The organism is Limnohabitans sp. (assembly GCF_044373035.1).
GTDB lineage: Bacteria > Pseudomonadota > Gammaproteobacteria > Burkholderiales > Burkholderiaceae_C > Limnohabitans_A.
The window spans coordinates 1-12595 of sequence record NZ_JBILQU010000084.1 but is presented as its reverse complement, the minus strand read 5'-3'; the positions used below and the strand labels follow the sequence as shown (position 1 = coordinate 12595).

Genomic DNA, 12595 nt, shown 5'->3' with positions numbered 1-12595 from the left:
GGGGTGAGGCTTTTTCGTTGCGCTCACCACCGCTGGCCTCTTCGGTTTCGGAGCTCGCGGGCGCGTCGGATTTGGTCGCCTCGGGCGGATCGGTCTTGCGGATGCCGTGGGCAATGAAATTGACCACGTCCAAACGTGTGATGCCCTGCTGGTGCAGGTAATACACGGCGTGCGAGTCTTTTTCACCAAAAATAGCCACCAGCACGTTGGCGCCCGTGACCTCTTTTTTGCCGTTGCCTGTGGACTGCACATGCATGATGGCGCGCTGGATCACGCGTTGGAAACCCAAGGTGGGCTGGGTGTCCACCTCTTCCGTGCCGGCGACCTGCGGGGTGTTGTCCTTGATGAAATTGCTCAAGGCTTTGCGCAGATCATCGATGTTGGCAGCGCAAGCGCGCAGCACTTCGGCCGCGCTGGGGTTGTCCAACAGGGCCAAGAGCAAGTGCTCAACGGTGATGAATTCGTGGCGCTGTTGACGGGCTTCAACAAAGGCCATGTGCAAGCTGACTTCCAATTCTTGGGCAATCATGTGATTTCCTTATGCCTTGCTGAGTAAAAGAGACGAATATGAAGTGGGGGGCATACCGACTTATTCAATGGGTTCACTGACACATTGCAGCGGGTGACCGGCCTGTTTGGCTGCATCCAGCACCTGATCGACCTTGGTGGCGGCCACGTCGCGTGAGTAAACACCACACACGCCTTTGCCGTCCAAGTGGATTTTGAGCATGATTTGGGTGGCCGCTTCGCGGTCTTTGCTGAAAAACTCCTGGATCACCATCACCACGAATTCCATCGGGGTGAAGTCGTCATTGAGCATCGCCACCTGGTACATCTGGGGCGGTTCTATTTTCTGAGCACGTCTTTCGAGGACCACGGCGTCGCCGCCATCGGGCGCACGCGGGGTCACGGTCGGCAGCGTGGGATTGGAGGGTTTTTTCGTTGCCATGATTTCATTCTATCGATGCTTTCAAGCCCTTTGAGCCCGGGGTCTGAAAAGTCTTGGCCACCTTGGGCACAAATGCCGCACCCCGGGAAAACCTCACATTGACAAATTCGCCATGAATTACTCAAACTGAGCCATCTAAAAAAAATACGGAGACATCGTATGCCCAGTGGTACGGTCAAATGGTTCAACGATGCCAAAGGTTTTGGTTTCATTCAACCCGACGGCGGCGGCGCGGACGCCTTTGCCCATTTTTCGGCCATCCAGATGGAGGGCTTCAAAAGCCTCAAAGAAGGCCAGCGCGTCGATTTCGAGCTGACCCAGGGTGCCAAGGGCCTGATGGCTGCGAACATCCAGGCCGCGTCACACGCCCAGCCACCTGCTGGGAGGCCCTCAGACAGCGCTTTGGCAAGCCATGGCGAGCCCGACGAGGCGAACGGCCAAGATTCCAGTAACCGCACCCCTTGATTGCTGAAAAGCGGCTGGCGCAGGGTTTTTCCCGGAATGTGACCGTCTCCTGAACGGATCCACACTGGCCAGGGTTATCCTTGGGCCTGCTTCTTCACTGCTTTCTCTCCCCCGACCATGACCACCGTCTTCTTTACGCCTTGTCGCTCTTCATTCAGCATGGCACGCAATCTTTTCAGGCTGAGCGTTGAGTTTTGGATTGCCTGCAGCCTGCTGCTGGCCGGACCTCTTGCATCCGCCCAGTCCAACCCTGGACCTCAATTGGGCCTGGCCCGCACGCAGTTGACGGCCGGCATGCACCGCCTGGATGTGCAATTGGCCCAAACCCCCGAGCAACGCCAGATCGGTCTGATGTGGCGCAAGGACATGCCGCTTCACGAGGGCATGCTGTTCGTGTTTGAACAGGCGACCACCCAATGCTTTTGGATGCGCAACACCCTGATTCCTTTGACTGCTGCTTTTGTTGAAGACGATGGCACCATCGTCAACTTGGCCGACATGCAGCCGCAAAGCGACGACTCGCACTGCTCCAGCAAACCCGTGCGCTTTGTATTGGAGATGAACCAAGGCTGGTTTGCCAAACGGCAAATCAAACCCGGTGCCAAACTCGGTGGCACCGTATTCAGCAAGCGGCCAACCTGAGGCTCAAACACCCCATACCATGTCGGCTGAGTCATCTGCGCAGTGCTTGAGCATCTTGAGCATGGGGCTCGCCCGTTGCGCAAGACGCACCGGGTTCAGGGCCTCGCCAAAGGCGTGTTGCGGGCTGTCTTTTGGCGCTAAAGCTCTTTGCGCCTCCTGGGTGCGCTGCAAACGGGCCGCCTCGTCCTGGGCGACAGCTGCCTCCAGCTTGGCAATGGCCGCAGGCAGGTCCTTCACCAAAATAATGCCTTTTTCAGGGTCGTGACCCAGCATGATTTTCAACAGCCTGCGCCCATCGCCCTCCAACATGATGAGGTCGCTGGTGGCTTGAGATTTGAACTTGAACAACATGGGCACTCCAATCAGGAATGATTCAGCGGCCCACCGTCTCCACACCCTCGTCGTCAACGGCATCGCCCTGGATCAAGGCCTTGAGTTTATGGCTGGCATGGAAGGTCGCGACACGACGTGCATCAATCGGGATCAATTCTCCGGTGCGCGGGTTGCGCCCGGGACGTGCTGCCTTGGTTCGGATCTGGAAATTGCCGAAGCCGGAAATCTTCACATCGTCACCCGCAATCAGGCTGTCCACCATCAGGTCAAAGAACGCATCGACCATGTCCTTGGACTCGCGCTTGTTCAAGCCGATCTGCTCAAACAGCAAATCGGCCAGGTGCGCCTTGGTCAGGGCCGGGGTTTCCAGGGATTCAAAACTGATTTGCATGGCACGCTCTCAGGTACGCAAACGCGCAAAAATTCGCTCAGACAGGCTGGCCATGACAGCACCCATTGCGGCTTCGATCTGGGCATCGGTCAAGGTGGCTTCATCGCTGTGCAAGCTCAAACGCACCGCCAGACTCTTCTCACCCACAGCCAAGCCGCCAGCGGCATCCATCTTGGGGCGATAGACATCGAACAGCACCGCATGGCGCAGCAAACCGCGGGTCGGGGCGCTGTGGATGGCCTGCATCAACTGGGCATGGGTGACCTGCTCGCGCACGATCACGGCAATGTCGCGCTCCACCGCTTGCAACTTGGCCACGGACTGGGCCACGGGCACGCTGCGCTGAGTGACCGCATCCAGATCCAACTCGAACACGACAGGCGCATGCGGCAAGTCCCAGGCCTGACGCCAGCGCGGGTGCAATTCACCCACATGTCCGATCACAACACCATTCAGCAGCACTTGGGCCGAACGGCCAGGGTGCAAAGCGGGGTGCTCGGCGGCCACGAATTGGGCTTTGGCCGGGGCCAGCAGGCGTTCGACATCGGCTTTGACGTCGAAAAAATCCACCAGCCGCGACTTGCCGGTCCAGTTCAGCGGCTCCAGCGGACCCCAGGCCATGCCTGAAACTTTCATGGGCTGGTCGAAGCCTTCCACTGTGGTGTCGTTGCTTTGAACCGCGGCATTGCGCAAAAACACCCGCCCCAACTCGAATACGCGAACGCGATCGGCCTTGCGGTCGGCATTGAACTTCACGACTTGCAGCAGCGAGCCGATCAGGCTAGATCGCATCACGCTCATCTGGCTGGCGATCGGGTTGAGCAGGCGGATCGGGTTGGCATTGCCTGCCAGATCGCGCTCCCAGTTGTCTTCGACAAAGCTGTAATTGATGGTTTCCTGGTAACCCAAAGCGGCAATGGCGCGGCGCACGGCGGACGGGCTGCGCTCGGTTTCTGGGCGCACCTTGGCGGTAATAGGGGCCACAGGCGGGTTGGTCGGCAGGTTGTTGTAGCCCACCATGCGAGCCACTTCTTCGATCAGGTCTTCTTCAATTTGCAGGTCAAAGCGGAAGCTGGGCGGCGTCACGGTGACGGTGCCCTGCCCTTCAGTCACTTGCAAGCCTAGGCCGCGCAGCGCATCGGCGCACTGCTGCTGTGTGAGCGGCATGCCAATCACCTTGACAGCACGGGCCACGCGCAGCGTGACGGGCGTGATCGCTGGCAGGTTCAGAATCTGGTCATCGACAGGGCCGACTTGGGTCTCGGGCGTGCCGCAGATGTCCAGCACCAACTGGGTGATGCGCTCGATGTGTTCCACCGTCAGTTGCGGATCCACGCCACGCTCGAAACGGTGACCGGCATCGGTTGAGAAGTTGTAGCGGCGCGAACGGCCGGCAATCGAAGTGGGCCACCAGAAAGCCGCTTCGATGTAGATGTTTTGGGTGATGTCGGACACGGCGGTGGCGTTGCCACCCATGATGCCCGCGAGGGATTCGACCTGGCTGTCATCGGCGATCACGCCAACTTGTCCATCTACGGTCACGGTGTTGCCGTTGAGCAGTTTGAGCGTTTCGCCGGGCTGGCCCCAACGCACGTGCAAGCCACCGTGAATTTTGTCGAGGTCAAAAATGTGCGAAGGACGGCCGAACTCAAACATCACATAGTTGGAGATGTCCACCAGCGGGCTCACGCTGCGCTGGCCGCAACGCGCCAGGCGCTCGACCATCCACTGCGGGGTTTGGGCTTGGGTGTTCACACCCTTGACCACGCGGCCACTGAAACGGCCGCACAACTCATTTGCGTGCACTTCCACAGCCAGCTTGTCGCTGACCTGTGTGGCCACCGCAGGGAAAGTTGGGGCCTTCAAAGGCGCGCCGGTCAGGGCTGACACTTCGCGGGCGATGCCATAAACACTCAAACAGTGCGCCAGATTGGGCGTGAGCTTGAGCGTCATCAGTGTGTCATCTAAGTTCAAGTACTGGCGAATGTCTTGACCCACAGGGGCGTCAGCGGGCAACTCCAGCAGTCCGTCATGGTCGTCTGCAACTTGCAATTCTTTGGCGGAGCACAGCATGCCCTGGCTTTCGACGCCGCGCAATTTGCCGACTTTGATCAGGAAAGGTTTGCCATCGGCTCCGGGCGGCAACTCGGCACCGACCATGGCACACGGCACACGGATGCCCACGCGGGCATTGGGCGCGCCACAAACGATGTTCAGCAGGTTGCCCTGCCCCACGTCCACCTGACACACCCGCAGACGGTCGGCATTGGGGTGTTGCACGGCCTCCTTGATTTCACCGACCACGATGTGGGTGAACGGCGGGGCCACAGGCTCAATCTCTTCCACTTCAAGACCGGCCATGGTCAGGGTTTCGGCCAGTTGCTGGGTCGTTAGGGGCGGGTTGCAGAACTCGCGCAACCAGGATTCGGGAAATTGCATGGCTCGTGTCTCGTGTGTCGGACTTGGGAGGGAATTACTGGAACTGGCTCAGGAAGCGCACATCGCCGTCAAAAAACAGGCGCAAGTCGTTCACGCCGTAGCGCAACATGGTGAAACGGTCCATGCCCATGCCGAAGGCAAAACCAATGAACTGCTCGGGGTCCAAACCCATGTTGCGCACCACGTTTGGATGCACTTGGCCAGAGCCGCCCACTTCGAGCCAGCGACCGGCCAGAGGGCCTGCTTGGAACTGAATGTCAATCTCGGCACTGGGTTCGGTGAAGGGGAAAAAGCTGGGACGAAAGCGCAGCACCAGATCGTCGCTTTCGAAAAAGGTACGGCAGAAATCGGTGACCACGACCTTCAGGTCCTTGAAGCTCACGTTCTCTCCGATCCACAGGCCTTCGCACTGGTGGAACATGGGCGAATGGGTGGCATCACTGTCCACACGGTAGGTGCGGCCTGGCGCGATGACGCGGACTTCGGGCATCCCTTGGCCAGCGTCGAGTTGGTTCTTGTAGCGTTTGACGTGCTGCACCGCATGGCGGATTTGCATCGGGCTCGTGTGCGTGCGCAACAGATGGCCGCCTTCGACATAGAAGGTGTCATGCATGGAGCGGGCTGGATGGTCTTCGGGCGTGTTGAGCGCGGTGAAGTTGAACCAGTCGGTTTCGATCTCGGGGCCCTGAGCGACTTCAAAGCCCATCGAGCCAAAAATGTTTTCGACCCGCTCGAGCGTGAGCGAGACCGGGTGAAGACCACCCACATTGCTGCTGCGCCCTGGTAACGTCACATCCAGTGCTTCGGCCTTGAGCTGGGCTTGCAACTCGGCATCGACCAGCGCCTGACGTCGGTCGTTCAAAGCCGCCTCGATCGCCTGCTTGGCGAGGTTGATGGCTGCACCACGGGTTTTTTTGTCATCCACGCTCAGCGCAGCCATGCCCTTCATCAACTCAGTGATGCGACCGGTTTTGCCCAGAAACTGGGCTTTGGCATTTTCGAGGTCAGCAGGTGTCAGTGCCTGCGCAAAACTCTGACGGGCGGATTCAACCAGGGCGTCCAACTCGTTCATGATGGGAATTTCGTAGATGACAAAATAAAAAAGGGATTGAAGCTTTTGTGAGCCTCAATCCCTTTGATCGAGTGCGCGGCATGAACCCGAAGGCCCACGCCACTCATGGACTCAAGCTGCAGCCAGTTTGGCTTTGACTTGGTTCACGATGCCAGCAAAAGCGGCCTTGTCGTGCACGGCGATGTCCGCCAGCATTTTACGGTCGATTTCGATGGCAGCCTTCTTCAGGCCGTTGGCGAACTGGCTGTAGGTCAGACCGCATTCGCGCGCAGCGGCGTTGATACGGGCAATCCACAACTGACGGAACACACGCTTTTTGGTGCGGCGGTCACGGTAGGCGTATTGGCCAGCCTTCATCACCGCCTGTTTGGCGATGCGGAAGACATTGCCGCGGCGACCGCGGAAACCTTTTGCAAGGGCCAAAACTTTCTTGTGACGGGCGCGTGCCGTTACACCACGTTTAACGCGAGGCATAGTTATTCTCCTTGTTCGTCAGTGATTACAGGCCAGCCATGGGCAGCATCTGAGCGATGTGACCCATATTGGTCTCATGCACAGCCACTGCACCGCGAAGGTGGCGCTTGTTTTTGGTGGTCTTCTTGGTCAGGATGTGACGTTTGAAGGCTTGGCCGCGTTTAACAGTTCCACCGGGACGAACACGGAAGCGCTTTTTGGCGCTGCTTTTGGTCTTCATCTTGGGCATATTCATGCTCCTTTGATTGTGCTCGTGAGGCGTCTGCAAAAAATTTGCAGCCTTGTTGGCCCCGAGCCACTTTTAACAAAAGCCGCCCTAAGGCAGCTCTTGATTCAACCAGCCCGAAAGCCAGTCAAATTCTTTTCAAGCCGATTCTGCAGGTGCAGAAACATCTGCAGTCTTACCACCCACAGCAGGCTTTTTACGGCCAGGCGCGATCATCATGATCATCTGGCGGCCTTCCAGTTTAGGAAACTGCTCCACAATGATCGAATCGGCCAAATCGTCGCGAATTCGGTTGAGCAGCGCCAAACCCAACTCTTGGTGGGTGATTTCACGACCACGAAAGCGCAAAGTGATTTTGCACTTGTCACCATCGGTCAAAAACCGGCGAATGTTGCGCATCTTGATGTTGTAGTCACCGTCGTCCGTACCCGGGCGGAACTTGACTTCCTTGATGTCAATGACAGTTTGCTTGGCTTTGGCTTCTGCCGCACGCTTTTGCTCTTGGTACTTGAACTTGCCGTAGTCCATCAGACGGCACACAGGCGGGCTGGCGGTGGCGGCAATTTCAACCAAGTCCACATCCATTTCACCAGCAAGACGCAAGGCCTCTGCAAGTGACAGGATGCCCATGGGTTCATTTTCAGGGCCGGAAACACGGACTTCTGGGGCCATGATTTCACGGTTCAAACGGTGTTTACGTTCTTCGCGTTGGCGACGATCACGAAATTCGGTAGCGATGACTCAATCCTTTACGGAAAAAACTGCAAAAAGCAGCCCAACCGTCTTTGTGCCCACGGGCCAAAGCTTGTGGCGAAACTCACCTTCAGGCTTTAGAAGCGATGTCGGCAGCAATGAGTTCAATGAACGCATCGATCGACATCACACCGAGGTCTTGGTTACCCCGGGCGCGCACAGCGACGGTACCTGCTGCCTTTTCCTTGTCGCCAGCGACAAGAATATAAGGCAGCTTTTGCAACGAATGCTCTCGTATTTTATACGTGATTTTTTCGTTTCGCAGGTCCACTTGAACCCTAAGGCCTTGATTTGACACCGATTTTCGCAGTTTTGCAGCGATTTCACGACAGTAATCGGACTGTGCATCGGTGATGTTGAGCACAGAAACTTGGAGGGGGGCCAGCCAAGTGGGCAAAGCCCCGGCGTGCTGCTCGACCAAAATACCAATAAAACGCTCCATGCTGCCCACGATGGCGCGGTGAAGAATCACCGGCCTCTGGCGCGTGCCATCTTCGGCCACGTATTCAGCATCCAATCGCTCAGACAAGTTGAAATCAACCTGGATCGTGCCGCACTGCCATTCACGGCCGATGGCATCTTTCAGGGTGTACTCGATCTTGGGGCCATAAAAAGCGCCATCGCCTTGAGAGATCACGAAATCGCAACCGGAATGGCGAAGGCTGTCCATCAGTGCTTTTTCGGCCTTGTCCCACAGCTCGTCCGAGCCGATCCGGGCTGCCGGGCGCGTGGACACTTTGAAGAGGATGTCGCTGAAGCCAAAATCGGCGTACACATTCTTGAGCACCTGGGTGAAGGTGTCGCACTCGGGCAGGATCTGGTCCTCGGTGCAAAAAATGTGACCGTCATCCTGAGTGAAGCCTCGCACGCGCATGATGCCGTGCAAGCCCCCGGAAGGCTCGTTGCGGTGACACTGCCCAAACTCGCCGTAGCGCAGCGGCAGATCGCGGTAGCTCTTGATGCCTTGCTTGAAAATCAGGATGTGCCCCGGGCAGTTCATCGGCTTGAGCGCGTAATCGCGCTTTTCCGACTCGGTGGTGAACATGTTGTCGCGGTATTTGTCCCAGTGGCCCGTTTTTTCCCACAGGGTTTTGTCCAAAATCTGCGGGCCTTTGACTTCATGGTAACCGCTGTCCCGGTAGACCTGACGCATGTATTGTTCCACGGCCTGCCACACGGTCCAACCCTTGGGGTGCCAGAACACCAAACCTGGGGCGTGCTCATCAATGTGGAACAAATCCAACTCGCGGCCCAGCTTTCGGTGGTCGCGTTTTTCGGCTTCTTCCAGGCGCAACAGGTACTGCTGCAAGTCTTCCTTGCTGGCCCAAGCGGTGCCATACACACGCTGCAGCATCTCGTTTTTGCTGTCACCACGCCAATAAGCACCGGCAACCTTCATGAGTTTGAAGTGTTTGAGTTTGCCGGTGTTGGGCACGTGCGGGCCGCGGCACAGGTCTTCGAAATCACCTTCGCGGTACAGGCTGACCGTTTGGTCGGCCGGTATGCTGCCGATGATTTCGGCTTTGTAATGCTCGCCCATGGCCTTGAAGTGGGCTACCGCCTCATCGCGTGGCAATTCACGACGCGTCACGGGCTCGTCTTTGGCGGCCAGCTCGGTCATGCGCTTTTCAATCGTGACCAAGTCCTCAGGCGTGAAGGGACGGCTGTAGGAAAAGTCGTAATAAAACCCGTTTTCAATGACGGGACCGATCGTGACTTGAGCCTCAGGAAACAAGCCCTTGACCGCATAAGCCAACAAGTGCGCCGTGGAATGTCGGATCAATTCCAGGCCTTCAGGGTCCTTGGCGGTCACGATGGACAACTGGGCATTGGCGGTCATGCTGAAGCTGGTGTCGACCAGATGACCATTGACCTTGCCACCCAAGGCCGCTTTGGCCAAGCCAGCGCCAATAGAAGCTGCCACTTCAGCCACGGTGACCGGGCCAGGAAATTCGCGCAATGAACCGTCGGGAAGCGTGATCTGAACCATGAAATTGAATGCAAAAACGCGGTCAATGACCGCGCTGAATGAAGGGAAGAGGCGTCAATAAGGATTTTCCCACAAATCCAAGCGACAACAGGCTTGTTGGGCACTTGACGTCGGGCTCGTTGGGTCGATGAGGACCGCAGCATATCGCTGTGACATAAAAACCTTGAATGAAGTTGGCCATTTGTCAGGCGAATGTCGGCAGGCTTGGTTTAAGATGGTGGCCTCCCTTTTCATGTTGTAAAAATACACCACGATGACCATGCCTGAAGCACGCACCAAAATCATTTACACCTTGACGGATGAAGCGCCCCTGTTGGCCACCGCAGCCTTCCTGCCCATCGTTCGCACCTTCACGCAGCCGGCAGGCATTGAGGTCGAAACCAGCGACATCTCGCTGGCTGGCCGTATCCTGGGGGAGTTTTCCGATCACCTGAAGGCGGATCAAAAAGCCCCTGACAACCTGGCCGAACTGGGACGCCTGACGCTGCGCGCCGACACCAACATCATCAAGCTGCCCAACATCAGCGCATCGGTAGGCCAACTCACAGCCGCCATCAAGGAACTGCAGTCCAAGGGTTACGCACTGCCCAACTATCCGGACGCCCCTAAAAACGACGAAGAAAAGGCCATCAAGACGCGCTATGCCAAATGCATTGGCTCGGCTGTGAACCCGGTGCTGCGCGAAGGCAACTCTGACCGCCGCGCACCCAAGGCCGTCAAGGAATTTGCCCGCAAGAACCCGCACAGCATGGCGGAATGGAGCCAAGCCTCGCGCTCGCACGTCTCGCACATGCACGCGGGCGACTTTTACCACGGAGAAAAGTCCATCACGTTGGACCGCGCCCGTGAGGTCAAGATGGAGCTGATCACCAAAAGCGGCAAAACCATGGTCCTCAAGCCCAAAGTAGCCTTGCTCGACCGTGAAGTCATTGACAGCATGTACATGAGCAAAAAGGCGCTGCTCGAGTTCTACGAGAAAGAAATCGAAGACGCCCACCAGACAGGCGTGATGTTCTCTCTGCACGTCAAGGCCACGATGATGAAGGTCTCCCATCCCATCGTTTTCGGCCACTGCGTGAAGATTTTCTACAAAGACGCGTTTGCCAAGCACGGCGCTTTGTTCAAGGAATTGGGCGTCAATGTGAACAACGGCATGGCCGACTTGTATGCCAAGGTGGCCACCTTACCTCAGTCCAAACAAGACGAAATCAAGCACGATCTGCACGCTTGCCACGAAGGCCGCCCTGAGCTGGCCATGGTCGATTCGGCCAAGGGCATCACCAACTTCCACTCGCCCAACGACGTGATCGTGGACGCCTCCATGCCCGCCATGATCCGCAACGGCGGCAAGATGTGGGGTGCTGACGGTCGCTTGAAAGACGTCAAGGCTGTGATGCCCGAGTCGACGTTTGCCCGCATTTACATGGAGATGATCAACTTCTGCAAATGGCACGGCGCGTTCGACCCAAAGACCATGGGCACCGTGCCCAACGTCGGCCTGATGGCCCAGCAAGCCGAAGAGTACGGCTCGCACGACAAGACCTTTGAAATCCAAGAAGATGGCGTGGCCAACATCACCGACATCAACACGGGCGAAGTGCTCCTGTCTGAAAACGTGGAAGAAGGCGACATCTGGCGGATGTGCCAGACCAAAGACGCGGCGATCCGTGACTGGGTCAAGTTGGCCGTCACGCGTGCACGCAATTCCGGCATGCCCGTGGTGTTCTGGCTCGACCAGTACCGCCCACACGAAGCCCAGCTGATCACCAAGGTCAAGATGTACCTGCACGAGCACAACACTGCGGGTCTTGAAATTCAAATCATGAGCCAGGTGCGTGCGATGCGCTACACATTGGAGCGCGTGGTACGCGGCTTTGACACCATCAGCGCCACGGGCAACATTTTGCGCGACTACCTGACCGATCTGTTCCCGATCATGGAATTGGGAACCTCGGCCAAGATGCTGTCCATCGTGCCTTTGATGGCCGGTGGCGGCATGTACGAGACCGGGGCCGGGGGTTCTGCCCCCAAGCATGTGCAGCAGCTGGTGGAAGAAAACCATCTGCGCTGGGACTCGCTGGGTGAATTCCTGGCTTTGGCCGTTTCATTGGAAGACCTGGGCCTCAAGCGAGGTAACAAAAAAGCCGTTATTTTGGCCAAAACCCTGGATGCGGCCACCGGCAAATTGTTGGACAACAACAAAAACCCTTCTCCCAAGACAGGTCAGTTGGATAACCGGGGCAGCCAGTTTTACCTGGCCATGTATTGGGCTCAGGAATTGGCCGCTCAAATGGACGATCTGGCTTTGCAAAGCAAATTTGCACCGCTGGCCAAAACCCTGACCGAACAAGAAAAGAAAATCGTGAGCGAATTCAATGCCGTTCAGGGCCATGCGGTGGACATCGGGGGCTATTTTTTCCCGTCGCATGACAAGCTCAAGGCCGTCATGTGCCCCAGCGCCACCTTCAACGCAGCTTTGGCTGCGGCCGCCTGAAGCCAGCGCCTTAGGACAAAAATTCAAAGCCACCCACAGGGGTGGCTTTTTTTATGAATTGCGCTGCCATACCAAAAAAACCATCTGACACTTTCGCATCGGATGGCTTTTGATCCAAGCGCCCTTTCTGACGGCTTTCAATCAGATCAGTGGAACTGCTCTTCTTCACTGCGAATCTTCATAGGGCCCAGCTGCCGACAACCTAAATCCAACAGCCCAAGCCCATTGTTAAATTCTGTGTAAGTTCTGGTAAGTCGCTAGGGCCGCATCAATATCTTCAGCCTTGGGTTGTGCGAGCTGTGCGCCTGGCCTCGTGCATGAAAGGCCTGCGGCCACAAGACCACGCACCAGCGCCTCTTCAAAGGTC

Annotated in this window: 13 protein-coding genes; 3 read left to right on the top strand and 10 right to left on the bottom strand. The window is 57.2% G+C overall.

The window, feature by feature from the left end:
- Together ACIQ47_RS11930 and clpS are read right to left on the bottom strand one after the other, a co-directional pair.
- Positions 1–529 (bottom strand): Clp protease N-terminal domain-containing protein (locus ACIQ47_RS11930; RefSeq protein WP_396438322.1); only part of this gene is annotated, 529 nt, incomplete at its 3' end.
- 60 nt (positions 530–589) lie between these two features.
- The gene (gene clpS, locus ACIQ47_RS11925; RefSeq protein ID WP_396438321.1) at positions 590–949 is read right to left on the bottom strand and encodes an ATP-dependent Clp protease adapter ClpS; all 360 of its coding nucleotides are present in this window, start codon (positions 947–949) and stop codon (positions 590–592) included.
- A gap of 159 nt (positions 950–1108) precedes the next feature.
- Here clpS and ACIQ47_RS11920 point away from each other — a divergent pair, with 159 nt between their 5' ends.
- Positions 1109–1414: a cold-shock protein gene (locus ACIQ47_RS11920; RefSeq protein WP_396438320.1), complete on the top strand. Its 306-nt coding sequence runs from the start codon at positions 1109–1111 to the stop codon at positions 1412–1414.
- 159 nt (positions 1415–1573) lie between these two features.
- Entirely contained in the window at positions 1574–2056 is a 483-nt protein-coding gene (locus ACIQ47_RS11915; RefSeq protein WP_396438319.1) for a DUF192 domain-containing protein, read from the top strand.
- A 3-nt stretch (positions 2057–2059) separates the two neighbouring features.
- Here the strand turns inward: ACIQ47_RS11915 and ACIQ47_RS11910 are convergent, their stop codons facing one another.
- The 8 genes from ACIQ47_RS11910 to thrS form a co-directional block, all read right to left on the bottom strand.
- Positions 2060–2407, bottom strand: coding sequence for a DUF1840 domain-containing protein (locus ACIQ47_RS11910; protein WP_396438318.1), 348 nt, complete (start codon positions 2405–2407; stop codon positions 2060–2062).
- Between the two features lie 22 nt (positions 2408–2429).
- Positions 2430–2780, bottom strand: a complete 351-nt coding sequence (locus ACIQ47_RS11905; protein WP_062404946.1) for an integration host factor subunit alpha — start codon at positions 2778–2780, stop codon at positions 2430–2432.
- Positions 2781–2789: 9 nt separating this feature from the next.
- Positions 2790–5219, bottom strand: a complete 2430-nt coding sequence (gene pheT, locus ACIQ47_RS11900; RefSeq protein ID WP_296291974.1) for a phenylalanine--tRNA ligase subunit beta — start codon at positions 5217–5219, stop codon at positions 2790–2792.
- 34 nt (positions 5220–5253) lie between these two features.
- Entirely contained in the window at positions 5254–6291 is a 1038-nt protein-coding gene (locus ACIQ47_RS11895; protein WP_296291975.1) for a phenylalanine--tRNA ligase subunit alpha, read from the bottom strand.
- Positions 6292–6402: 111 nt separating this feature from the next.
- Positions 6403–6765 carry a 50S ribosomal protein L20 gene (gene rplT / locus ACIQ47_RS11890; protein ID WP_026036460.1) on the bottom strand — a complete coding sequence of 121 codons (363 nt, stop codon included), beginning with the start codon at positions 6763–6765 and terminating at the stop codon, positions 6403–6405.
- Between the two features lie 25 nt (positions 6766–6790).
- Complete coding sequence (gene rpmI / locus ACIQ47_RS11885; RefSeq protein ID WP_019428895.1) at positions 6791–6994, bottom strand: 50S ribosomal protein L35; 204 nt, start codon at positions 6992–6994, stop codon at positions 6791–6793.
- Positions 6995–7129: 135 nt separating this feature from the next.
- On the bottom strand, positions 7130–7729 hold the full coding sequence (gene infC / locus ACIQ47_RS11880) for a translation initiation factor IF-3 (protein WP_296293688.1): 600 nt from the start codon (positions 7727–7729) through the stop codon (positions 7130–7132).
- Positions 7730–7814: 85 nt separating this feature from the next.
- Complete coding sequence (gene thrS / locus ACIQ47_RS11875) at positions 7815–9734, bottom strand: threonine--tRNA ligase (RefSeq protein WP_396438317.1); 1920 nt, start codon at positions 9732–9734, stop codon at positions 7815–7817.
- 253 nt (positions 9735–9987) lie between these two features.
- Between thrS and ACIQ47_RS11870 the strand changes: the two genes are divergently transcribed.
- Entirely contained in the window at positions 9988–12228 is a 2241-nt protein-coding gene (locus ACIQ47_RS11870) for an NADP-dependent isocitrate dehydrogenase (protein ID WP_396438316.1), read from the top strand.
- Positions 12229–12595: the final 367 nt, after the last annotated feature.

Excerpts from the sequence above, each read along its gene's own strand:
- ACIQ47_RS11905 (WP_062404946.1), bottom strand. The coding sequence starts at position 2,780 with ATGCAAATCAGTTTTGAATCCCTGGAAACCCCGGCCCTGACCAAGGCG.
- ACIQ47_RS11915 (WP_396438319.1), top strand. The coding sequence starts at position 1,574 with ATGGCACGCAATCTTTTCAGGCTGAGCGTTGAGTTTTGGATTGCCTGC.
- rpmI (WP_019428895.1), bottom strand. The coding sequence starts at position 6,994 with ATGCCCAAGATGAAGACCAAAAGCAGCGCCAAAAAGCGCTTCCGTGTT.
- thrS (WP_396438317.1), bottom strand. The coding sequence starts at position 9,734 with ATGGTTCAGATCACGCTTCCCGACGGTTCATTGCGCGAATTTCCTGGC.
- ACIQ47_RS11920 (WP_396438320.1), top strand. The coding sequence starts at position 1,109 with ATGCCCAGTGGTACGGTCAAATGGTTCAACGATGCCAAAGGTTTTGGT.
- ACIQ47_RS11895 (WP_296291975.1), bottom strand. The coding sequence starts at position 6,291 with ATGAACGAGTTGGACGCCCTGGTTGAATCCGCCCGTCAGAGTTTTGCG.
- rplT (WP_026036460.1), bottom strand. The coding sequence starts at position 6,765 with ATGCCTCGCGTTAAACGTGGTGTAACGGCACGCGCCCGTCACAAGAAA.
- ACIQ47_RS11910 (WP_396438318.1), bottom strand. The coding sequence starts at position 2,407 with ATGTTGTTCAAGTTCAAATCTCAAGCCACCAGCGACCTCATCATGTTG.
- ACIQ47_RS11870 (WP_396438316.1), top strand. The coding sequence starts at position 9,988 with ATGACCATGCCTGAAGCACGCACCAAAATCATTTACACCTTGACGGAT.
- pheT (WP_296291974.1), bottom strand. The coding sequence starts at position 5,219 with ATGCAATTTCCCGAATCCTGGTTGCGCGAGTTCTGCAACCCGCCCCTA.
- clpS (WP_396438321.1), bottom strand. The coding sequence starts at position 949 with ATGGCAACGAAAAAACCCTCCAATCCCACGCTGCCGACCGTGACCCCG.